Origin of the sequence: Coraliomargarita algicola, from assembly GCF_033878955.1 — a bacterium.
Taxonomy (GTDB): domain Bacteria; phylum Verrucomicrobiota; class Verrucomicrobiia; order Opitutales; family Coraliomargaritaceae; genus Thalassobacterium; species Thalassobacterium algicola.
The window spans coordinates 4,157,153-4,180,390 of record NZ_CP138858.1 but is presented as its reverse complement, the minus strand read 5'-3'; the positions used below and the strand labels follow the sequence as shown (position 1 = coordinate 4,180,390).

The window sequence follows — 23,238 nt, the reverse complement described above, 5'->3', positions numbered from 1 at the left end:
ACCAATGAATAAGAACATCTCCATCACTCTAGCGGCACTGATAATCACTACGTATGCCGCAAACGCACAAGTGGTCGTCTCCTCCATCTCCGACCTCGTTTTTACCCCCACCGGAAGTTCATCTATTATTAGTAATACTGACGGCACATTAACTATAGATTCTTCAAAAAACACTCAAGTTTCAGCAGCTCTCCCAACCACCTATTCACTAGACCTAAACGATACAATAAGTGTCACATTCGACGTCCAAATTAACGACCTAATTGCCGACACCTCTAGCGAATTTGTTGTGCGCTTCGGAGATGCAACCGATTACTTTGAAGTCCGAGTCGACCCAGTCACGACCATGAATGGTATTACATTTGGAGAGCTTAACGATACAAACATCGGGCGAACAGATGCAGATACCTCGATGGGCACATCCCTACACAGTTTCGTATACACGCTCGAACGCACTGCTACAGAAGAGATCACTAACACACTGACAAGCCCCAGCATTGTCGCCTCCAGCATCTCTGCGAATAGCGACGTTGTCCCACTTCAAATCAGCTCATTCAACCAAATCAGCTTTCGTTTCAGTGGCAATGGCTGGAATGAAACTTTCGGAGTCGATGACCATAAACCCATAGTTGACATCTCAAACTTCTCCATAGCTACCACAGCTGTGATTCCGGAAACAAACACTTTTGCACTTCTCACAGCCTCCCTCGTATTTAGCTGGGTAATGGTTCGTCGTCGCAAATAGACGCACGCGCGGGAGTTCTTTAAACTATCAATACGGCGTGATGTAATTTCACGCCGTTTTATTGTTTATTAATCCATCAATCAAACAAAGTGATCAAATCATATGTGGAAAATACCCTTCATTGGATAATGTTTCACAGGGCATTACTTGTGTCCTCGCTCGCAAAGTCGCATCGTCACCTTAAATTAATCCCCCCCACCTATGAATCTAAAGAACTTGTTATCCACAGGAATCCTACTGTTCAGCACGGCACTCAGCGCAGCTGAGCGCCCAAATATATTATTCCTTTCGGTCGATGACCTCAAGCCTCTGATAGGAGCCTATGGCCGAGATGAAGTGCCCACCCCAAATATGGACCGCCTCGCGGAGAGCGGCACCGTCATGCTTCGCAACCATTGCCAACAAGCGATTTGCGCGGCCTCCCGAATGAGTATGTTCACTGGCCTTCGCCCTGACAGCACCAAGGTGTGGGACCTGCGCACACAAATTCAAGATTCTAATCCAGAGGCAGTGACCATGCAGCAACATTTCAAGCAAGCAGGCTACGCAACCACAGGTGCCGGTAAAGTCATGCACGGAGCGCGTGCGGAACATCCCGATTCATGGTCGATCCCCTTTACCCATAAAAAAAATCTCCCCTTCAATGCGGACTACCCCATTCCAGCACACGACAATGGATACTATCAAAATAAAAAGTCACAACGTGTCTTCAAAAAGATGGAAGCAGCTGGCATCACTCACTGGAAGGAACGAGGCGCCTACATGCAGGAACACGAAGCCATGCCGTCAACTGAATGCCTAGATATTCCAGATGACGCTTATGTCGACGGAGCTCTGGCCGTGTGGGCCAATCAATACCTGGATCAATTTGCGCAATCCGGTGAACCTTTTTTCCTCACAGTCGGACTCTGCAAACCTCACCTCCCTTTTGTCGCTCCTAAAAAATATTGGGATCTATTTGAACGCGACGAAATTGAGTTAGCCGAATTCCAAGACCACGCCAAAGACTCCCCCGATTTTGCTTACCATCAATTTGGCGAGCTTCGATCCTACACCGACATTCCTAGAACTTGGAATGAACCGATTGAAGAAGCCAAACAGCGTGAACTGATTCATGGCTATTACGCCTGCGTGGCATATATCGATGCACAGATTGGAAAGATCCTCGATAAGCTCGAAGAAACCGGACTCGATAAAAATACCATCGTCGTGCTTTGGGGCGATCACGGCTATCACCTCGGAGATCATGGCATGTGGAATAAACATAGCAACTTTGAACAGGCTACTTTCGCCCCACTCATCATCACTGCCCCAGGATATGAAGGACATCAAAAGACCTCTAGCATGACCGAAATGGTCGACATCTTCCCAACTCTCATCGAACTCGCAGGGCTGGAACAACCCGCATACAAATTGGAAGGTAAAAGCCTCGTCCCCGTTCTAAAAAATCCATTGGCATCCGTCAAAGACTACTCCATCAGCCAATATCCTCGAGCAGGCGCTCGTATGGGTTATGCGCTCCGTAACGATCGCTACCGACTAGTCATGTGGATGAAAAACGACTGGCGCACCACATTACCTTACAACGAATCCTTACTCGAAGCGGTCGAACTCTACGACTACGAAACCGATCCCCTTGAAACGGTTAACTATGCCAATGCTCCACAATACGCAGCAATCGTTTCGAAACTAAAAGCACAGATGCTGGGATACTTTGCCGAATATACCGAAGAAGTCGAAATATTCACTGGCAGCACCATTCAACCGCAAGCATCGGGAGCTTTCATTGACTTAAACACAGTCAGCTTTGATTCCGCAGCGCTTCGATTCGCGAAAGTTCAAAAAGAGAATGGTGAACTTATGGTCGCATTTGAACACAGTCCCAAATGGCCCAGCATCGATTTCTTAACCACAGACGACAAAGCATGGGACCTCTCCCAATACGGACAGATTGACATCAAGCTCACTAACAACAGTGCCTTCGCGGTTAAAACCGCCGCCTTTATCAGCAACAAAGGAGATAGCAATGCGAGTAAAAAGCGTAATGGCGTTCAAGCTGAAATTGCCGCAGGCGCCACCACCATCCTAAGCATCGTATTTAACCCCGCGGAGTATCCGCTCGATCTCCGCCAATTAGATCGCCTACGTATTTTCGCCAATAAACTTCAAGGCCCAGCCAACTTCACGATTCATAGCATCACAGCGAGTGGTGCCGCGCTCGAAATGAATGCCCGCATGGAAGGCCCTGTCCTCCCCCGAAAAGTGCACCGTCGAAAGCCAGCGATTCTGCAAATTTACTCGACTTAACTGAGGTCAGTAAACTGAAAACCGACCTACGTTTTTCCAAAATATCGAATGCCCCCGATGGCGTCATCCTCGACATCGAGTTAAGTCCGAAATGGCCCAGCGTTGAGTTCTTTGCGGGACATAAAATGACTTGGGACCTCTCCGACTATAGCTATGTCGAAGCCACCATCACAAATCTAGGCAACAATCAGGAGCGCGTATTTGTGTATCTGGCCAACCCCTACAAAGATTACAAAAACAAACTGACTTGCGGCAGTGATCGCGTCGATTTTGCCGCAGGGGAAACCAAAACCATCCGCCTCGACCTCAGTGCTGGTGATCTTGGATTTAATTCTGCAAATATCGACGCATTCCGAGTCTACACAGGCATGCACAAAAACCCACTCAAGCTGAAATTACACAGCCTAAAAGCAGTCAAGTAACTAGATCGCAGCGCTTGCGCGAATACCGCACACCCTATCATACGCTAATGAATCTGAAAAACTGCAGCCTACACCTCCTCGCCCTAGTCTGCTCAGCGACTCTCTTTGCATCAGGAGGGATTTCATTCTCAGATAATGGCATCCTCAGCTACGGCAACAGCACCTGGGGAACCTTGCACATGAACAGTCGTTGGCAACCCGTCAATCAGTCTCGCCACTTCATTCCAGCACAAGCCGACGGCACTCAATTCGAAGGCGTCTTTAAAAGTAAAGAAGGTGCCGACTTGTTTGACTATACACTTGAGGCTCTAACAACTGACAGTTCCAGCGTTCAACTCTCCGCGACCGCGCAAAGCCAAGAAGGCTTCCAAAGCAACATGCTGGCCTATGAAGGCCTGCTCCCGATCAAGCAATTCGCGGGAACGATTCTAACCATCGACGGTGAGCCTCTGGAGCTCCCCATCACTTTCGGCGGCGAGGCCACTCTCCTAATCAAGTCTGCCCGCAAGGTCGAGATCCCCACCCATGCCGGAAACTTGAGCTTCAAAGGCAACTTCACCATAATGGTCGTAGACGGCCGTAAGTTTGGCGGGCCGAACTTCTCCTTCCGCTTCTTTTTCTCACAGCATAAGGGAGTCATCCACCAGAGCGAATTTGGAGCGCAGGTCTCTGCCCAATCGCTCTCGGTGAGCCCTCTGTCACTGGCGACTGTCGCCAATCGTGGTTTCGCAGATGAAGTAGCCGGCGATGGTAAAGGAGGCTGGACCGATCAAGGCCCCGAACTGGATCTCTCCGCGTTTTCTGCAGTATCAGAAATTGCCAGCACTTTGAGCTTCGAAGTTTCCACAACTGAAACCAGCACGCTCGTCCTGTCAAAAGACCCGAAGCGTTCTAATCTCACATTCGGCGAAGTCACTGTCCCGCAAAACTACGGAAGCCCCGCTTACCTCTACTTGCTCCATGCCTCTGCTTATACATGGGGCACCGTCGGCCAAATCAAAGTATCCTATCAAGATGGAACCGAACAATCCATTGACGTGCAATCATCCAAGGACATCGGCAACTGGTGGAACCCGGTAGGCTTTCCAAATGCTGCGATTGTCTGGGACCAGCAAGTCAACGAAGCCAACATCGGCCTCTATCAATCGCGCTTTGAGCTCCGCAAAAAGCCCATCAAAAAAATCGCTTTTGGCGCGGGCAACGACTCCATCTGGATGATCGTCGGAGCAACTCTCACTAATACAGCCATCGCACTACCACAACCAGAGTTCTTTACCGTTCGTGAAAACAACGACTGGGCTCCAATAGAAACGCCCCTCACAATCGAGCCCCAAAGTGTGCTCGATTTCTCAGCATGGAACCACGCCCCTGCTGGCAAATTCGGCCCCGTCATCACTACCTCAGAGGGACACTTTGCTTTCGCCAATGCCCCCCAAACACCAGTGCGCTTTCTCGGCACAAACCTTAATTTTGATGCCAACTTCTTGTCGAAGGAAGAATCCGATGCCCTCGCGCTTCGATTGCGGCAGATGGGCTACAATTCACTACGCATTCACCACTACGATATTCTACTAGCTGGCGGATGGAACCCCTCAGAGTATATCATTTCGGAAGACATGCAGGATCGCCTCGATTACTTATTCTATGCCCTAAAACAACAAGGCCTCTACATCTCGACCGACCTCTTCACTATTCGCCGCATTCGTAACGAAAAACTAAATAAACTAGTCGCGAATAACCACGCCGCCTTTAAAGCCCTCATCCCGATTTCTTCAGACGCGATGGATGAGTGGAAGCGCTTTGCCCGAGACCTGCTCACTCACAAGAATCCCTACACTGGCATGACTTGGGCAGAGGACCCTGCCCTATTTTCGATTTGCCCAGTCAATGAGGACACGATCTGGGCCGCCATCAATACGAATAAAGAAGTCAAAGCACTCTATCATGCAGGATTTAATCAGTGGATACAGACCAACCCACGGCCAACTCAAAACGACGCAGCACTTAACGCTGCCATCAACGAATACCTCGCCGAAGTCCAGATGGCCGCAGATACCGAGATGCGACGTTTTCTAAAAAACGAACTCGGAGTCAAAGCACTCCTCACCGGGAACAACTGGAAATACCACTACGCGCAAACACCGATTCGCGCCCAATACGACTACGTCGACAACCACGGCTACTGGGATCACCCAAGCTTCCCCAACGGCCCGTGGAAGCTCCCCTACAGTAATTCCCAAAAGAGTGCGACCCAAGACCTCGCCAACATACCTCGTCGCATGTTCCTCACTCGTATCGAGGACAAACCCTTCACAGTCACTGAATATAACTTCTGCTATCCCAATAAATTTCGCAACGAAGCTGGCCCGCTCATGGGCACTTACTCCGCACTGCAAGATTACGATGGGCTTTACCGTTTCTCCTGGGCTCACTATCGCAAGCGCATCACCAAACAACAGCCCATCGAAGGCTTCGATGTCGCACAGGACCCCATAGGTCTCCTGAATGAATACATCATCGCGATGCTCTGGCGCCGCGCAGATGTCTCCGCCCTGGAAAACGAAGCGGTCTTTGTCGTCAATTCAGACCGTGCCTATGCTTCCGGCAATCAGCCAGCCTCAAGCCCCAAAGCTGAAGACCTCGTCTACAAACGAGATGCACACGATCATTCAGACTTTGGCAAGACGCCACCCGACTTCGAGATGGACTACACCTATCTCGGCCTGACTAAACGTATCAGCTCTCGTTTCGAGACAGATGCTGACAGTGCCGCCACAAATGCCCCCTTCACCGAGCTTCAACCTCAAGTTCAATATGCAGTCAAAACAAACGAAACAAAAGTAATCCTTGAAAAAGCTGGCAACTTCCTAGTCGAAACGCCCTAGCAAAGCGATGGTCATTCAGGAGTCCTCACTGGATACAGATTTCGTCCGCGACATCACAGGTGGCCCCACCACAGTCTTCGTCGGTTCCATTGATCATCAACCACTCGCCACATCCGAACGGCTCATCGTCTTCCATCTCACCAATGTATTAAACAAAGGAATGAAATTCGGCGAAGCTGGCATGTATCAAATCATCGATTTGGGCACCTCTGATAAACTCGTCAAACGAGGCAGCGCCACGATCACCATTCCCAACCAATCCAACCGCGCACAAGTCTTCGCAATCGATTTAAATGGCAAGCGCACCGCTGTAGTCCCTTTTGAATACAACGAAAACAACGACATCGTATTTACCGCAGAAACGATCGCAACAGATCGACCCAATAACCTGATCTACGAAATCACCCGTTAGATCAATGTAGTCACCGCATCACATGATGAATTTCATCTATTTCAATCCCGACCAACTACGCGCCGACTTCCTCGGTTGCTATGGACACCCAATGGCTCAAACGCCCAACATGGATCGCCTCGCGGCAGAAGGCACGCGCTTTGATCAATGTCATGTTCAGCACTCAGTCTGCACACCATCACGTTGTAGTTTTATGACAGGTTGGTATCCACACGTGCGTGGTCATCGCACCCTCTGGCACCCGCTACAAAAGGACGAGCCCAATACACTCAAATACCTCAAACAACACGGCTACGATGTGCAATGGTTCGGCAAAAACGATCTACTATCTCAAGACTCCTTCGAACAGAGCGTCAACGGGCTCCATTTCCCTGAGCTCGGCTCACAAGGCAGTCGTGACATATTCCCCAAGCAGGACCCTCGCTACTGGAGCTTCCTCTACGGCCCCGGCGACGGGCATACACACGACTGGAATCTAACCGAGCGAGCCATCACCTACCTACGCAATCGCAAACCAGAAGATCCGCCCTTCATGCTCAACATGGCACTCGCCTTTCCGCACCCGCCCTTTGAGTGCCCTCAGCCGTGGTATGATATGTATGATCCAGATGAGCTGCCTCCCATGCGGCCAGCTGATCTCGAAAACAAACCCTGTTTTCACAGACTCCTTCGCGAATACAGTCAGTGGGATCAACTTGACGACGCAACCTTCCGCAAAGCCCGCGCCGTCTATTTAGGAATGATTTCCTACGTCGATACCATGCTAGGCAACTTGCTCAACGCCCTCGAAGAAACCGGTCATGCCGAAAACACCACCGTGATACTCTTTTCCGATCACGGTGAATGGGCGGGCGACTATGGCCTGATTGAGAAGTGGCAAGGCGCACTAGACGATTGCCTCACTCGCGTGCCCATGATCGTTCGCACACCTGGCGGAGTGCAGGGGCATGTCGTCAAAGAGTTGATCGAGTGTTTCGACATACATCCAACCACTCTGGAACTCGCAAAAATTCCACTGCAACACACACAGTTTGCGATCTCCATGTGTGACCAATTACAAGGTCAAGCAGGCGATCCGAATCGAGCCGTCTTTGCTGAAGGTGGTTATGATCCGCACGAGCCACATTGCTTTGAAGGCTCCATGCAAGATGTCGGCGCTGATCCAGAAGGCATCTATGCAAACAAAGGACGCCTCCAACAGGATGTAGTCGAAGCCTCTGCGCGCTCGACCATGATTCGCACACAAACGCACAAGCTAATATTCCGCCGCGGCGATATCTCCGAACTTTACGACTTACAGACCGACTCAAATGAATTGAACAATCTCTACGGCCGAACGGAACATCAAGCCGTGCAACAGTCTCTAGAATTTCAATTGTTAAACTGGTATCAACGCACAAGCGATGTCGTCCCCTACGAACGGAGTTGCCGCACCTACACCGAAGCCGTGCGAGCTGCACATTCCGTGCACAACACAGCGCAAGCCCGAGCTTAATTAGATCGATTCTCCTGGAGTGGCTGAAGTTTACCGTTTTCATATTCTTCGATAATAGGCGCACGCAACTACTTTCGTATTAAGTCTAGCACGTTCCAATCGACCACTCCGATTTCTAAGCGTAACGAGCCTCCAGAGAAACGCACAGCCATACAGCGTAAATCTGCCAGTATTTCCATGAAGGCGCGGCTGCTGTTCCGCCGACTGCTCGGCCCGGCAATGAACTGGGTGACCTGCGCCCTGGGGTGTGGAAACGACATCTGTGCAGAGAGCGCGCTCAACTGCTGCGACTTTGGCAACGCAACGCAAATAAACATTCAAAAATCCTCGAATGACACAATATCAAAGTCTTAGACTGAGATCGACCTGAAGATCGCCACAGGCGAATTGAATGCCCGCTACGTAGTGCTTTAACATGAGAGGGTTGGAATAAATCTCATGATTATGCCCAAGACTTGAGTAAAAGACACGCCGCAAGACCTATACAATTTGAATCCCCCACTCTCAGCAAACAGATCAAAAAATCCCCGGCACAGTCGGGCTGTGTCCGGGGATTGTGAAAAACTCTAGACGACGCGCTTAGCGACGACGGCGCACAAAGACGAAGGTCGCACCTGCGAGACCAGCAAGCAAGGCCGCAGCGGAAGGCTCAGGAACTGCTACCAATTGGAGGTTATACCCCCCAATATTCATGCTTCCTACTGTAGGAGCAATTGATATCCACGAAGAAAGTGGAGTCGCTTGGTTAGCTTCATTCTCAGCTGATCCCACGACAGTCACCGAATCTCCCTCATAAGCCACTGTAGCTTCTTCTCCCTCAGCGATTGCCTCTATAAAAGCATTGGTAAAACCTGCAAAGTTCACACTATGACTACCACCAGTGAAGCTAGAGCTGATAGTGCCCAGCGTAGCCGTAAAGACTTCACCCACTTCAGTATTTGAACCACCCACAAAAGCATCGCCCCAACTTTTGTACCCCACAGTGGATGCACTCCCGCCTGATGTGCCACTTAAATCGACTGTAAAGGTAATCGTCTCAGTTGCAGTACCACCGATCGACGTAAAATCAAGATTGCTTAAGGTGTATGTCTGAGTCTGAGTCGTGCTAGTGCCTCCAGCTAAATCGCCAATTGAACTTGAATTTTCAGACTCCGTTTTAAAGTCAGTGACTATGACATCTATTGTGATTGGTGTTACTGGCTCAGCGAAGACCGATCCAGCAAGAACGGAGAATATAAAGCCGAAGGTGAGTGTTTTCTTTTTCATGAGTTTGATTTGGTTTAGTTTATGGTGCGGTATGCTCAATTGCGGATGTCATTCTCCAAGCACTACAAATCTCCGTCAATTAGGATTAAGGATGCAAAAAAGTTACGTAAGCCTCTAGTTCACAACTATGCACGCAGTTACGTAACTTGATCGCGCGCCAATTCTGTGTGGTTTCCAATAAAACGTACGTCCATGCTTCGCTAGCTCACATCAACAAAACCATATGTGAAGACTTGAAAACGAGGCATCAAATAAACAGTGCGTCTGTGAATTGAACCACTTCCCATAGAGCGACTCACTCGCATTCTAACAGAATAACCGACTACAAAACATGATGTTATCCCCACGATTTGCTTGGCGCAAAACTCCCCGACTCGCCCGAACTATAGTTATAATTCTCACTGTGGCGCTAACGACTGCTCTTGATGCCGCCTCCGCCACACGTAGCGTCGAATCCTTCAATGAGGATTGGCGCTTTGCTCGCTATGGTGAGATGAACTACGGTTCCTTTCTGAAAGAGCCTGCGGGTCTCGATAAAGTGTCGGTCGATGATTCGGACTGGCGTGAACTCCGCCTGCCTCACGACTGGGCGATCGAAGGGCCGTTTCGTGATGATCTGCCCAATGCGGAAGGTAAGCTGCCTTACATTGGCATTGGCTGGTATCGCAAAACCTTTACCTCCCCCGAGTCGGATGCGGGCAAGCAGGTCTTCGTCGAGTTCGACGGGGCGATGTCTCACTCCAAGGTGTATTTGAATGGTCAATACGTGGGTGAATGGCCCTACGGCTATAGCTCTTTCCGTTTCGACCTGACACCGCACCTAAAAGTGGGTAAAGAAAACGTCTTAGCCGTTCGCTTGGAGAATAAGATCCGTATGTCCCGTTGGTATCCGGGCGCAGGCATCTATCGTAAAGTGTCGCTGATAAAAACAGCCCCGATCCACGTAGCTCACTGGGGCACTTACGTGACCACACCCGAGGTCTCTGACAAATCAGCCACCGTCCGCATCGAAACGACTGTTCGCAACAGCGAAAAAAGCGCGGCTCCTGTCGAGCTTCGTCATGAGGTGTATGAAGCTGGCTCGAAGCGAGTCAAAGTCGCGGAGACAACGACTGGCAAGAGCTCCATCCCGCCCGACTCGACCGAAGTCGCCACAGCCACTTTAGAACTGAACCATCCGAAACGCTGGGATGTGGAATCCCCCAATTTGTATCTCATCGTCACCAGTGTGCTACAGAACGGGAAGCTTGTGGATAGCTACGAAACGACTTTTGGCATTCGCACGATTGAATTTACGTCCGAAGACGGCTTCCACCTCAATGGTCGCCGCGTGCAGTTGAAAGGTGTCTGCCTCCACCACGACCTCGGGCCCTTGGGTGCCGCGTTCCATACGCGTGCCATGGAGCGGCAATTGGAAATCATGCAAGCAATGGGTGCGAATGCGATCCGCACCAGCCATAACCCGCCGGCACCCGAGCTACTGGAACTGTGCGACCGCATGGGTATTCTTGTGATCGATGAAGCCTTCGATAGTTGGGCCAAAGGTAAGACCGAAAATAGCTACCACACCTTGTTTGAAGAATGGCACGAGAAGGATCTTGTTGCACTGGTTCGTCGCGACAGAAATCATCCCAGCGTCATCATGTGGAGCACTGGAAATGAGGTGTTCGAACTGCACAGCGACGAAGGCAAACGCATCTCACAACGGCTGACAGAGATCGTCCACCGCGAAGACCCGACTCGTCCCGTCACCGTGGGTTCAAACAAGTCCAAGCCCATCATGGGTGACTGGAAAGATTCAGTCGATGTGATCGGCGCCAACTACAACCAAAGCGTTTACCCAATATTCCTCGAAAAGAATCCAGGCTACGCCATCTACGGCTCTGAGACCTCGTCCACGACTAGCTCGCGCGGTGAATACTACTTTCCGGTCAAAGAGCCAAGGAACCGCGCTCAAAAGCTCAGAGGCGGCGCTCGAAATAATCAAATCAGCTCCTACGATTACTGGGGCCCGGGTTGGTCGATCACTCCTGACAAGCAGTTTGAGCTGTTAGAGAAAAATCCAAATTTCGCCGGTGAGTTTGTATGGACTGGCTTTGATTACATTGGCGAGCCGACGCCCTTCCTCGCTTGGGATCAGACACTGGATTTAAACTTCAAAAACGAAGCCGAGGCCAAGCGTGCCCAAGAAGCCAACAAACGCCTGAATAACGGTAAAGCGAGTTCTCGCAGTTCCTACTTCGGCATCGTCGATCTGTGCGGTTTCCCGAAGGATCGCTACTATCTCTATCAAGCGCATTGGCGTCCGGAGTATTCTATGGCACACATCCTGCCCCACTGGACCTGGCCAGATCGTATCGGTGAAATCACTCCCGTGTATGTGTACACCTCGGGTGATGAAGCAGAACTTTTCCTCAACGGCGAGTCCTTGGGACGCCGCAGCAAGAAACAGTATGAGTATCGTTTAAAATGGAACGAGGTGAAATACCAGCCCGGCGAACTCAAAGTCGTGGCTTACAAAGACGGCAAGCCATGGGCGGAACAAAGCATGCAGACCGCCGGCGCGCCCAATCAACTGAGCCTCTCCGCAGACCGCACCACAATTAAAGCCGACGGCGAGGACCTCAGCTTTATTACCGTCCGCATTGAAGACAGTGAAGGCACTATGATTCCACAGGCCGGCGATCTGATTCAGTTTGAGATCACAGGTCCCGGCGAAATCATTGGCGTCGGCAACGGTGATCCGACCAACCATGAGTCCTTTCAAGGCGATCAGCACTCTGCGTTTAACGGCCTATGCCTCGCCATTGTTCGCAGCTTTGACGACCAAGCTGGTCAGATCACCATTAAAGCAACAGCCAAAGGGCTGGGTGAATCCACCCTCACACTCAACAGTCTATGACTCAATCCTTCACTCCACCCCTACTGCTCGTCTGTTTCTTACTCTTGGCACAGCTGCACGCCGAAGTAATTACGGCTCCTGAACGCGCCCACGACACATTCACTGCGGACAGCCTGACCTTACCCGCCCCCATCAAACGATGGGACAATGCACTGCCACTGGGCAATGGCCTGACCGGCGGACTGCTCTGGGGCGAAGGATCGGAGCTGCGTCTTTCTCTCGATCGTGGTGACCTCTGGGACGAACGTGGGAATGCAGAAGTTTACGATCCCAAGCGCAGCTACGAAACCTTGCTCCAGAATATTCAAGACAAGGACACCCGAACGTGGAAAAAATATTTCGACACCACTTACTTCAAAAGCAAATGGACTAAAATCCCTGGAGGGCGGCTCGTCATTTCGCTGCCCGACGGCACCACCAGCAAGCGCTTCCATCTCGATTTCCCCTCTGCCACAGCAGAGGTCCAAACCACGACGCAAGCCGTGCAGATGTTCTTTTCCGCCGCGTCGCCCGTTGCCCTTGCACGTGTGCCCGCTGGCTCGACATTTGAGCTCCTTCGCCCCGATTCCCTCGACTCTCTCGGTTATCCTCCCGCCGATTTCTCCCGCAGCGATCACGGAATCACGTACACCCAAGAAACAGCAGAGAAACTCGTATATGCCTTTGCCGTCGAATGGAAAACTCTCGAAAATCAAACGCTCGTTGCCATTGCCTCCGCAAGCAATGAACAAGGCGGCACCCCATCCGAACTCGCGCGCGCGCAGGCCCTCGCCGCACTTTCCGCAGGCTGGGACAAACTTCATGCCGCCCACCTTGAATGGTGGAAAGCATTTTACCACACGTCCACTGTCCAACTGCCCGCCCCCCGACTCCAAACCCATTACAACCTGGTCAAATACTTTTATGGATCTGCGTCGCGAGCCGATGCGCCCCCCATGCCCCTACAAGGAATTTGGACTGCAGATGAGGGCAAACTTCCGCCATGGAAAGGTGACTACCACAACGATCTGAACACCCAGATGACCTACGTGGCCTGGCAAGCGGCGGGTCTCAAGGAATCAGGTATGTCCTACTTAAACTTTTACCTGAGCCGTTTGCCGCAGTTCCGCAAGTATGGTAAAGACTTCTTCGGACTCGATACCGCAATGGTCCCTGGCGTCATGACATTGCAGGGCCAGGCAATGGGTGGTTGGCCGCCTTACGCGATGGGGCTCACCGCCGGCCTTTGGAACGGCCATGCCTTTTATCAGTATTGGAAAACAAGCCAGGATCCCGTCTTTCTCTCCCAAAACGCCTATCCCTTTCTTGCCGAGATCGCGACATCCACGCTTGCTTTAACCAAAGAAAAGAACGGAAAACTCTACCTGATCACCTCCTCCAGTCCGGAATGGAATGGAGGGGGAATGCGCGCATACCTCACCCCGAACTCAAATTTCGATCAGGCGCTTCTCACTTGGAGTCTGCTGGCTCTTAAAGAGATGGCCCAGGAGCTTGACAAAACCGATGACTTCAACCAATGGGAGGCTCTCCTGCAGCAAATGCCGCCGCTCCAAGTGTCTGCTGAAAGCAACGCACTTCTGATCTCCAAAGGCATCGAATTCAAACACAGTCATCGCCATTTTTCCCACGCCCTGGCCATCCACCCGCTGGGCATTCTTAATATCGATCAAGGCTCGGCAGAAAAGGAACAAGTTCGCGCCACCGTCCGTCAGATCATCGACAACGGCAGCAGAGCTTGGACCGGGTATTCCTTCACCTGGGCAGCTTCGCTCGCCGCGCGCGCGGGGTTCGCAGATGATGCCGCCCGCCTCCTGTCCGATTTTGAGCGCGGCTTTGTCACCCGCAATGGCTTCCATGTCAATGGTGACCAAACCCGATCCGGACTCAGTAAACTGGTCTACCGCCCCTTCACTCTCGAAGGCAATTTCCTCTTCATGGATGCCGTCCAGGAAATGCTCCTTCAAAGCTGGGGGAATAAAGTGCGCATCTTCCCCGCCGTGCCCGATTCTTGGAGGGACAGCTCATTCAAAGACCTTCGAGCCGAGGGCGGCTTCATTGTTTCCGCCAAACGTAAAAATTGTAAGACGATCGAAGTAACCATCACCGCCACCACCGACTCGACTTTACGACTGAGAAATCCATTTAAAAACTCCCCCTTCAAGTCCAATTATCCCCACACCACCGAAGGCGACCTACTCGTCTTTCCCTTAAAGGCCGGAGATACTTTAGAGCTCCAAAGCATCTGAAGGCTCAGTCTTCGAGGGATCGAGAAAAATCCCACTGAAGCTAGCCGGGCCGCCGGCGATTGTTTGTATGGCAACGGTAAGCCTGCTTCGCACGACCGTGCAGCGAGTCTGTCCTTTGCTCGTGAGCCAGCATGATTCATCATCGAGTAACCTCATTCAACATTGCGTCAGAAAGCATAAAAGTTACGTAACCGCACAAGCTATGATTTGAAACTAGATCCAGAAAGCGGACTCATGCAGCGTAAGCGAGCTCTTAGCCCCACGTTCCTACAATAAGAAATATAATGATGGTCCACTTTAGCCGATTACTCAGACTAGCACTTTCAATCGCTTGTTTTGCAAGCCTCGCTTCCGCCGCGGAACCTAAGCCTGATGGTCAGCCACACAGCTTTACATTTGGCGGGCCCAACGGAGAACAGTTCCTACTGGATGGACAGCCCTTTCAAATTCGTGCGGGCGAAATCCATCCGCAGCGGGTTCCACGTGAATACTGGCGACATCGTATTCAGTGCGCGAAGGCGATGGGACTGAATACCATTTCCCTCTATACATTTTGGAACGGCTTTGAGCAGCCCGATGGAAGCTTTGACTTCAAAACTGGGAATCGAGACATCGCCGAATTCATCCGTATCTGCGCGGAAGAGGAAATGTGGGTATTCATCCGCCCGGGCCCTTATGTCTGCGGCGAATGGGATCTGGGTGGCTTGCCTCCCTACCTACTGAAAGACCCCGATGCCAAACTGCGCACCATGGAAGATGCCAACTTCATGCATCATCAAGAGCGTTACCTCAGAGCCATTGCCCCAATCTTTGAACCTCTACTGCTTAAACATGGCGGCCCCATCCTGTTGACGCAGCTGGAGAATGAGTATGGCAGTTACGATCGCAAACATGAGTCCGCCTACATGCAATGGCTGAAAGATTTCTGGACCGAACAGGGCTTCGGACCCTTTTCTACTGCGGATGGAACCACCGAGGAACACCTGCGCGGCGTCGCTCTGCCAGGAGTCGCGACAGGACTGGACCCCCTGAATTCTGACAAAGGCTTGGCGACCGCAAAACGCATCAACCCCGGCGTCCCCGTATTCTCTTCCGAAAGCTATCCAGGCTGGCTGCGTCGCTGGGGTGAAGGTAACTGGGCACCGTCCAAAAGAATCAAAAGAGAGCTGCCCTGGCTGTTGAAAAACAACCACTCTTTTAGCATATTTGTATTCCACGGGGGCACCAATTTCGGCTTCACCGCAGGAGGCAACGGCAAAGCAAACAAAGGCGCCGATCATTATATGCCCGGTATAACCAGTTACGATTTTGGTGCCCCCGTAGGGGAGCAAGGGGTCTTAACTCCAGAATATTACGAATATCGGGAATTCATCATGAAGTATATCGACAACGATGAACTTCCCCCCGCTCCCGCACCGATCCCCACCATGGAGATTGCACCGTTCACACTCGAGTATGTGGCACCGGTCAAGACCTTGAGTCACCCATCCCTCAAGGGCAGCTTTGAGACGCCGCCCTACTTCGAGTCGTTCGATCAAAATCAGGGCATGGCGATCTATCGAGCCAAAATACCGGCCGGCGAAGCAGCCGAACTCACTTACACTTTTTTCCATGATTATGGACACGTCTTCGTCGATGGCGAATTGGTGCGCACAGTCGATCGCCGCGATGAATACAAAGACGATCAAAAGCGAATGATGATTCCAACACGTAGCCAAGAAAGCACCTTGGAAATCTGGGTCGAAGCCATGGGACACATCAATTTCAGCATCACGATGGAGTCGGACCGCAAGGGCCTCTACGGACCGGTGCTGCTGGATGGCAAGCCCATCACCGGATGGGAAGTCACTCCAATTCCTTTGGATGTCACGACCGTGAGCAAGGCCAAGGCCAGCCCGAACGACAACATGCCAGGCGGTATTTTCCGCGCCGAATTCAAACTGGATCAGGTGGCCGACACCTTCATCGACATGAGTAAATTTACCAAAGGCACACTCTACGTAAATGGCGTGAACCTCGGTCGCTATTGGAACATTGGTCCTCAGCTACGTCTCTATTGCCCCGCATCTGTGCTTCGAAAAGCTAATAATACCGTGACGGTTGTAGAGCTCGTTCAAAGCAATGCCGATCAAATCCGCGGCTGCACTGAGCGTAACTACGAGTTCATAAACGAAAAAACCAAGAACACAAATAACGTCTGGTAGCCTTGATAACTCGCAACATGTCAACGACCCTGCGCGTACGTATATAAACTACCCATAAAAAAGCCAAAAGTACAGAGCCCTAAACCATAGAGGTTCACACCCGTGGCCAAGGCATATTTACCAGAGCCCACCGCCGCCCATGCAGGAAAAAGACTGGGCGTAAAAGCAAGCAGGCCGCCAAGAATCAAGCCCGGCCAAAAGGCTAAATGAAAATTCAAAGCACTGGTAGGTAGAAAACTGAGCAAAATGATCGGTGCCAAGCCCATCACCATGGTGCCGCTAATGGTCGTGGCTGCAATCACCGCAGGGCCAATTTGATCGCCCATGTAAATTGTAAGTAGTGGCAAATTACCCAAAATCGCCAGCGCTACGATGACCCCGCGCGCTCGTCGAACACTGTTCGGCGCGATCGCTTGGCGCGACTTCCAGTCCAAAATACTGAGCTTGCCCGCACTGGAAAAAGTGGAGTCTAAAGTGGAGCCCGCACTGGTCAGCATCATCACATTAAAAATCAGCAACATCGGCAAGCCCAGCGCAGCCGAAACACTCAAAACGGCGGGCCCACTGCCCTCTCCTTGCAAACGAGCGTAGAGTCCGACCAAACTGAACAACACGATAAAAGCGCCACTCAGCAGTCCTGCGGCAATGAAGCCCTTCAACATCGTCCGCGGACTCGTAATAAAGGCGCGATCCGTCATGACCGGATCGTGAAAGGGATAGCTAAAGATCTGCAAGAAAGCTAACAAAGCAAAGGTCAAAGCCGAGCCTGTCATATCCGGTGTCGCCGGTGGCCATTCCCGAATCAGAGGCGGTGAAATCACAAAGAGCGTGATCGCCAGTAACAGCCCAGCGAACACCATTTGAAATGCATCGGTCAGCAGGCTGGAGCGCAGGCCGCCGCGCCAAGTATAGATCACGGTAAAGACCGTAAAAACCAGCACCGCCAGCCAATATTGACTCCCTCCTTCCGGACCAAAAAAGCTGCCGACCACCTTGGTGTTGGACCAAATTTCGTTATAGAGCCGAATTCCCACCGCCAACAAAAACAGGCGCATGCCTACTAAGCCATATTTACCGCGTAAAAAAGCAGGCAAAGATGTATAGGCAGTGCGGGTACGAATCAGATAAAACGCAATACCTGCGACCACAAAGCTCAAGTAATAGACGCCATAGCCCACACCGCCCCAGAAGCCAAAGGCCTGCGAAAGGTCGGCCGCGTTGACGATCGATTTAGCAAAGATCCAAGAAATCGCCGCACTCGCGATCAGTAAGCCAAAGGAGGGATCTTTACCATCTGCATGCTTCCCCTTAAAGAAGCCAGACGCGCTGACCTGTTTAGGAGCTTTCCACCAAATGATCCCCATATAGACCAAGGCCAAAAGCCACAGCGCGATCGTATGCTCCGCATTCATAATATAGGAACCTGCTCGCCAAGCAGCTTAGCCTCCAAAACACCCAGCCAACTCGGCGCAGCGACGGACATAGGACCACGATTTACTTTCAACATAATTATAAACAGATCAAATAGAGTATTATCGCAGACTAGACCCCGACACCATCACTTTATTCCCAGCAACAAGACAGATCGTAGCCCCCCGCATCCTGGCACCCCCGGTATATCGCAATTAGCATTGCGACGAGGATTGGGTGCAAAAAAAAACGCTCCAAAGAATCGGAGCGCTTCAATCAAACTACTCGGGGAGGGACTTGAACCCTCACGCCTTACGGCACCAGAACCTAAATCTGGCGTGTCTGCCAATTTCACCACCCGAGCAGATGGAACTCAAACGAGGTTTGAGCTGAAAATTAAAAAGTCGCCGCTCAATTAAGCGAGGCGACTTAATATTCTCTCAATGGTGGCCGGACCCAGAATCGAACTGGGGACACAAGGATTTTCAGTCCTCTGCTCTACCGACTGAGCTATCCGGCCACTGTTGAGAAAGGCGGGATTAAGGGAGCCTTTTTTGAACTCGTCAACTGAGTTTTTCACTTTTTTTCATTTATTTTCGAACAAGTGTTTGTCTTCTCCAATTTTGCATTCTGTATAGGCCCGCACCGCTACGTGAGTGCCTGATAATTTAAATTTCTAAGAGTATGGGTAAGAAAATTATATTTATAATCGCCATCATTGTGGGCGTCGGCGCAATCCTCGCGGGATTGGTCATCACTAAACTCGGGCAGTTTAGTGCGATGGCCGAGGCGGGCAAAAACGGGGGGCCTCCTCCCAGCACGGTATCAGTCACGACACCACGCACAGACACATGGGAGACTCGATATAAATCCGTCGGCTCGATTGAACCGGTGCGTGGCATCTTAATCGAAACCGAAAGCGCGGGCGTCGTTGACTCAATCAATTTCGAGAATGGTCAAGAAGTGAAAGCGGGCGATCTGCTGGTGCAACTCGATATCGATGTGGAGAAAGCACAGCTACGCGCGGCTGAAGCCACCGTGCAACTCACTCAAACAGAGTTTGAGCGCGCGACTCGTTTACGCCAGAGCGGCAATGTGCCGCAGTCCGACCTCGATCGCGCGGCGGCGGACATGGAACGTGCACAAGCGGAAATCCAAAACCTGAAAGCACTCATCGACCGTAAGACAATTGTCGCCCCTTTTGATGGCCGTGTCGGCATTCGCCAAATCAACTTAGGGCAATACGTGCCAACGGGCTCGCCCATCGTCAGCCTAGAAGCGGACGAGCAAGTATACGTGAACTTCTCTTTGCCACAAAAGACCTTATCTAAAATCAATACCGGCATGAAGCTGGATGTCACCAGCGATGCCTATCCGGAGCAAACATTTGTCGGCCAGCTTACAGCGATCAGTCCGGTGATCGATCCCAGCACCCGCTCTGTGGCGCTCCAAGGCACCATCGACAATCCTGAATCGCTCTTGCGCAGTGGCCTTTTCGTCAACATCGAACTGGTCTCCGAACAGACTGAGGAGGTGCTGCTGATTCCGTCAACTGCAATACTCTACGCGCCTTATGGCAACTCTGTCTATGTAGTCGAATCTCAACAAAATGAAGACGGCAGCGGTGAGCGCTTAATCGTCAAACAGAAGTTTATCCGCATCGGCCGCTCACGCGGTGACTTTGTGAGTGTGCTAGACGGAGTGACAGCCGATGAACGCATCGTATCTTCGGGTGCCTTCAAGCTACGCAACGGCGCGGCGATCACGATCAACAACGATCTCGAGCCTCAAGCGCAACTGGCTCCAGCCGTCGACAACTCGTAACGTTTCTTTGCCATGCAGACTGCATTTACAGACATTTTTATTAAGCGCCCCGTGCTCTCGCTGGTGGTCTCGCTGATTATAATCATCGCAGGCTTGCAGGCGATTAGCACGCTCACGGTGCGCCAATACCCGGAGAGCGAGAACGCGTCGATCACGGTATCGACTGTCTACGTAGGTGCCGATGCGGACCTCGTGCGCGGCTTCATAACTACACCCTTGGAACGCGCCATCGCGACGGCAGACGGCATCGACTACATCAGCTCTTCCAGTGCACAGGGCCTCTCCACGATTACAGTACGCTTGGAGCTTAACTACGACTCCACCAAAGCCTTGGCGGAAGTTAGTTCCAAGGTAGACCAAGTGCGCGGCGATCTTCCTCCAGAAGCGGAGGTACCGATCATTAACATCGAATCGGCCAACAGTGCGCGCGCGGCAGCCTACCTCTCCTTCACATCAAACATCCTGAAAGCCAACGAAATCACCGACTACCTGGTGCGAGTGGTGCAACCGCGACTCTCCGCCGTCACAGGTGTGCAAGAAGCCGAAATCCTCGGTGGCCGCACCTTTGCCATGCGCATCTGGTTGGATCCGCAGCGCATGGCTGCGCTCGGCGTGACCGCCACTCAAGTGCGCACCGCACTCGCCGCCAATAATTATCTCGCGGCAGTCGGGCAAACCAAGGGCAACCTGGTGCGCGTCAATCTGACCACCGATACCGACCTCAATACAGTCGAAGACTTCGAGCAACTGACCATTCTAAACAAAGGCACCGACATCGTCCGCTTACGCGACATCGCCGAAGTCGAACTGGGCGGTGAAGATTACGAAACTGAGGTTCGCTTTTCCGGCCAACAAGCAGTCTTCATGGGCATCCAAGTGCTGCCCAATGCCAACACGGTCGACGTGATCCGTGAAGTCAGAAATGAGCTGGACTCGATCCGCGCGGAATTGCCAACCGGCCTGGAAGCGAAGATCGGCTACGACTCTACTGTTTATATCGAAGAGTCGATTAGCGAGGTCATCTCGACCCTGACAGAGACTTTGATCATCGTGATGGTGGTCATCTTCCTTTTCATGGGGCGCATACGCACGGTGCTGGTGCCGGTGCTGGCCATCCCAATTTCTTTGATCGGAGGCGTCTTTCTCATGCAAGTATTCGGCTTCACCATCAACCTGCTGACCCTGCTGGCCATAGTGCTGTCAGTCGGGCTCGTGGTGGACGACGCCATCATCGTGGTGGAAAACATCGAACGTCACCTGGAAGAAGGCATGAACCCGATCAACGCTGCGCTGCAAGGCGTGCGCGAACTCATCGGCCCCGTCATCGCCACCACGCTAGTTCTGGTCGCCGTGTATCTGCCAGTGGCCTTCCAAGGCGGACTCACCGGCTCGCTCTTTCAGGAATTCGCACTCACACTATCGGGTGCGGTGATCGTCTCCTCCGTGGTGGCGCTGACACTCAGCCCCATGCTGTGCTCGAAGGTCATTACTTCCGGCGAACACAAAGGACTGGCCAAGCTGATCAACAGCGGCTTTGAACGCATCCGCTCCGTTTATGGTGCTGTATTGACCGTTTCCCTACAAAATCGCTGGGTCATCTACGGAGCCTGGCTCGCGCTCACCCTATTCTGCGTGCCGATGTTTATATTCTCCTCCAAGGAACTCGCGCCCAAGGAGGACCAAGGTGTCATCTTCGGTATCGTGGATGCGCCCGCCAATCAGGTAATCGATGAAAACCTGCGCTACACCGAGCGCGTTAATGAGATCTTCTTTTCGATGCCCGAAACGCGGCACTCCTTCCAGCTCACCACCCCAGCAGGTGGTTTCAGCGGCATGGTGCTCGCCCCCTGGACAGAGCGTGAGCGCAACGCCTTCGAAGTCTTGCCTGAAGTGCAACAAAGCCTCGGCAGCATCGCCGGCGTGAACCTCTTTGCCACCACACCCGACCCACTGCCCGGTGGCGCAGAAAACTTCCCAATGAACTTCCTGCTGCTCTCCACCGCAGAGCCCGAACAGATTCTGGAAGTGGCCCAGCAACTACAGCAAAAGGCCACCATGAGCGGCATGTTCGCTTTTCCGCCCATCATCGACACCAAGATCGACCAGCCACAAGCACGCTTCTCCGTGAATCGCGACATGGTCAGCGCGCTGGGGCTCGACCTACGGCAGGTCGGTGCCGACCTCGGCGCCATGGTCGGCGGCGGCTATGTGAATCGATTCAATATCGGTGGCCGCAGCTATAAGGTGATCCCGCAAATCGAACGCGAGGCCCGCCTCAACCCCGACCAATTGCAAGACATCTACATCACCGGCGGCCAAGGAGAACTCATTCCACTGAGCACCGTAGCCGATCTGGATTACAGCGCCCAGCCCCGCTCACTCAATCGCTTCCAGCAATTCAACGCTGTCAAGCTGAGCGGCATCGCCATACGCCCACTGGACGAAGCACTCAGCTTCTTGGAAAAAGAAGCCGACGCACTCATGCCCGAAGGCTACCGCTACGATTACTCCGGCGAAGCCCGCCAGCTGCGCAAAGAAGGCAACACCTTCCTGCCCGCGTTCGGACTCGCACTACTATTGATCTTTCTAGTCTTGGCCGCTCAATTCAACAGCTTCCGCGACCCCTTCATTATCTTACTAGGCTCAGGACCCTTAGCTATGTTTGGTGCGCTGATTTTCACATCCATGCAGATTAATGCGCCCGGCGTGCCCTTCTGGACCAATGGCATGACCACAACACTCAACATTTACTCACAAGTCGGACTAGTCACTTTGATTGGTCTGGTCGCCAAGAACGGCATTTTGATTGTCGAATTTGCCAACGAATTGCAACGCGAAGGTAAATCCAAACTCGAAGCCATCACCGAGGCCGCCAAGGTGCGCCTACGCCCCGTGCTGATGACCTCCGTCGCGACCGTGGCCGGTCACTTCCCACTCGTGCTCGTGACAGGTGCCGGTGCCGAAGCCCGCAACTCCATTGGACTCGTCGTCGTAGGCGGCATGGCCATCGGTAGTGTGCTCACCCTACTCTTCCTGCCCAGCATCTATATGTTGATCGCCAAAGACCGTCAGGGACAGCCCAAATCCGCGACCGCATAAAAAATTGAATATTATCGAAAT

The 23,238-nt window shown here is 52.1% G+C and carries 14 protein-coding genes and 2 tRNA genes; 11 read left to right on the top strand and 5 right to left on the bottom strand.

The features are described 5' to 3' along the window. Nucleotides 1-4: 4 nt before the first annotated feature. The 6 genes from SH580_RS17215 (at nt 5) to SH580_RS17190 (ending at nt 8,266) form a co-directional block, all read left to right on the top strand. The gene (locus SH580_RS17215; RefSeq protein WP_319832057.1) at nt 5-745 is read left to right on the top strand and encodes a hypothetical protein; all 741 of its coding nucleotides are present in this window, start codon (nt 5-7) and stop codon (nt 743-745) included. Between the two features lie 201 nt (nt 746-946). Beyond that, nucleotides 947-3,052, top strand: coding sequence for a sulfatase (locus SH580_RS17210; protein WP_319832056.1), 2,106 nt, complete (start codon nt 947-949; stop codon nt 3,050-3,052). Between the two features lie 125 nt (nt 3,053-3,177). After that, nucleotides 3,178-3,474, top strand: a complete 297-nt coding sequence (locus SH580_RS17205) for a hypothetical protein (protein WP_319832055.1) — start codon at nt 3,178-3,180, stop codon at nt 3,472-3,474. 47 nt (nt 3,475-3,521) lie between these two features. Continuing rightward, nucleotides 3,522-6,359 carry a hypothetical protein gene (locus tag SH580_RS17200; protein WP_319832054.1) on the top strand — a complete coding sequence of 946 codons (2,838 nt, stop codon included), beginning with the start codon at nt 3,522-3,524 and terminating at the stop codon, nt 6,357-6,359. Nucleotides 6,360-6,366: 7 nt separating this feature from the next. Next, nucleotides 6,367-6,771 carry a hypothetical protein gene (locus SH580_RS17195; protein ID WP_319832053.1) on the top strand — a complete coding sequence of 135 codons (405 nt, stop codon included), beginning with the start codon at nt 6,367-6,369 and terminating at the stop codon, nt 6,769-6,771. A 22-nt stretch (nt 6,772-6,793) separates the two neighbouring features. Then, entirely contained in the window at nt 6,794-8,266 is a 1,473-nt protein-coding gene (locus SH580_RS17190) for a sulfatase family protein (RefSeq protein WP_319832052.1), read from the top strand. Between the two features lie 68 nt (nt 8,267-8,334). Here the strand turns inward: SH580_RS17190 and SH580_RS17185 are convergent, their stop codons facing one another. Both SH580_RS17185 and SH580_RS17180 read right to left on the bottom strand, forming a co-directional pair. After that, nucleotides 8,335-8,583 (bottom strand): hypothetical protein, encoded by a 249-nt coding sequence (locus SH580_RS17185; protein WP_319832051.1) that lies wholly within the window; start codon nt 8,581-8,583, stop codon nt 8,335-8,337. A 262-nt stretch (nt 8,584-8,845) separates the two neighbouring features. Continuing rightward, nucleotides 8,846-9,532 (bottom strand): PEP-CTERM sorting domain-containing protein, encoded by a 687-nt coding sequence (locus tag SH580_RS17180; RefSeq protein WP_319832050.1) that lies wholly within the window; start codon nt 9,530-9,532, stop codon nt 8,846-8,848. Between the two features lie 403 nt (nt 9,533-9,935). Here SH580_RS17180 and galB point away from each other — a divergent pair, with 403 nt between their 5' ends. The 3 genes from galB (at nt 9,936) to SH580_RS17165 (ending at nt 16,884) form a co-directional block, all read left to right on the top strand. Beyond that, a complete protein-coding gene (gene galB / locus SH580_RS17175) occupies nt 9,936-12,434 on the top strand; it encodes a beta-galactosidase GalB (protein WP_319832049.1) in 2,499 nt (832 codons plus the stop codon). Then, on the top strand, nt 12,431-14,680 hold the full coding sequence (locus SH580_RS17170; RefSeq protein WP_319832048.1) for a glycosyl hydrolase family 95 catalytic domain-containing protein: 2,250 nt from the start codon (nt 12,431-12,433) through the stop codon (nt 14,678-14,680). The genes galB and SH580_RS17170 overlap by 4 nt, the downstream gene beginning before the upstream one ends. A 284-nt stretch (nt 14,681-14,964) precedes the next feature. After that, nucleotides 14,965-16,884: a glycoside hydrolase family 35 protein gene (locus SH580_RS17165; RefSeq protein ID WP_319832047.1), complete on the top strand. Its 1,920-nt coding sequence runs from the start codon at nt 14,965-14,967 to the stop codon at nt 16,882-16,884. Nucleotides 16,885-16,904: 20 nt separating this feature from the next. Here the strand turns inward: SH580_RS17165 and SH580_RS17160 are convergent, their stop codons facing one another. The 3 genes from SH580_RS17160 to SH580_RS17150 all read right to left on the bottom strand — a co-directional run bounded on the left by SH580_RS17160 (nt 16,905) and on the right by SH580_RS17150 (nt 18,814). Continuing rightward, on the bottom strand, nt 16,905-18,296 hold the full coding sequence (locus SH580_RS17160; RefSeq protein ID WP_319832046.1) for a hypothetical protein: 1,392 nt from the start codon (nt 18,294-18,296) through the stop codon (nt 16,905-16,907). Nucleotides 18,297-18,576: 280 nt separating this feature from the next. Further along, nucleotides 18,577-18,658 (bottom strand) — tRNA-Leu (locus SH580_RS17155). Between the two features lie 80 nt (nt 18,659-18,738). After that, a tRNA-Phe gene (locus SH580_RS17150) sits at nt 18,739-18,814 on the bottom strand. A 164-nt stretch (nt 18,815-18,978) separates the two neighbouring features. Between SH580_RS17150 and SH580_RS17145 the strand changes: the two genes are divergently transcribed. Both SH580_RS17145 and SH580_RS17140 read left to right on the top strand, forming a co-directional pair. Continuing rightward, entirely contained in the window at nt 18,979-20,118 is a 1,140-nt protein-coding gene (locus SH580_RS17145) for an efflux RND transporter periplasmic adaptor subunit (protein ID WP_319832045.1), read from the top strand. A gap of 12 nt (nt 20,119-20,130) precedes the next feature. Beyond that, on the top strand, nt 20,131-23,217 hold the full coding sequence (locus tag SH580_RS17140) for an efflux RND transporter permease subunit (protein ID WP_319832044.1): 3,087 nt from the start codon (nt 20,131-20,133) through the stop codon (nt 23,215-23,217). The last annotated feature ends 21 nt before the right edge of the window (nt 23,218-23,238 follow it).

Bases quoted from the DNA above. Each gene is read 5' to 3' on its own strand.
- SH580_RS17215 (WP_319832057.1), top strand. From the start codon at position 5: ATGAATAAGAACATCTCCATCACTCTAGCGGCACTGATAATCACTACG.
- SH580_RS17210 (WP_319832056.1), top strand. From the start codon at position 947: ATGAATCTAAAGAACTTGTTATCCACAGGAATCCTACTGTTCAGCACG.
- SH580_RS17205 (WP_319832055.1), top strand. From the start codon at position 3,178: ATGACTTGGGACCTCTCCGACTATAGCTATGTCGAAGCCACCATCACA.
- SH580_RS17200 (WP_319832054.1), top strand. From the start codon at position 3,522: ATGAATCTGAAAAACTGCAGCCTACACCTCCTCGCCCTAGTCTGCTCA.
- SH580_RS17195 (WP_319832053.1), top strand. From the start codon at position 6,367: ATGGTCATTCAGGAGTCCTCACTGGATACAGATTTCGTCCGCGACATC.
- SH580_RS17190 (WP_319832052.1), top strand. From the start codon at position 6,794: ATGATGAATTTCATCTATTTCAATCCCGACCAACTACGCGCCGACTTC.
- SH580_RS17185 (WP_319832051.1), bottom strand. From the start codon at position 8,583: ATGTTTATTTGCGTTGCGTTGCCAAAGTCGCAGCAGTTGAGCGCGCTC.
- SH580_RS17180 (WP_319832050.1), bottom strand. From the start codon at position 9,532: ATGAAAAAGAAAACACTCACCTTCGGCTTTATATTCTCCGTTCTTGCT.
- SH580_RS17170 (WP_319832048.1), top strand. From the start codon at position 12,431: ATGACTCAATCCTTCACTCCACCCCTACTGCTCGTCTGTTTCTTACTC.
- SH580_RS17165 (WP_319832047.1), top strand. From the start codon at position 14,965: ATGATGGTCCACTTTAGCCGATTACTCAGACTAGCACTTTCAATCGCT.
- SH580_RS17160 (WP_319832046.1), bottom strand. From the start codon at position 18,296: ATGAATGCGGAGCATACGATCGCGCTGTGGCTTTTGGCCTTGGTCTAT.
- SH580_RS17145 (WP_319832045.1), top strand. From the start codon at position 18,979: ATGGGTAAGAAAATTATATTTATAATCGCCATCATTGTGGGCGTCGGC.
- SH580_RS17140 (WP_319832044.1), top strand. From the start codon at position 20,131: ATGCAGACTGCATTTACAGACATTTTTATTAAGCGCCCCGTGCTCTCG.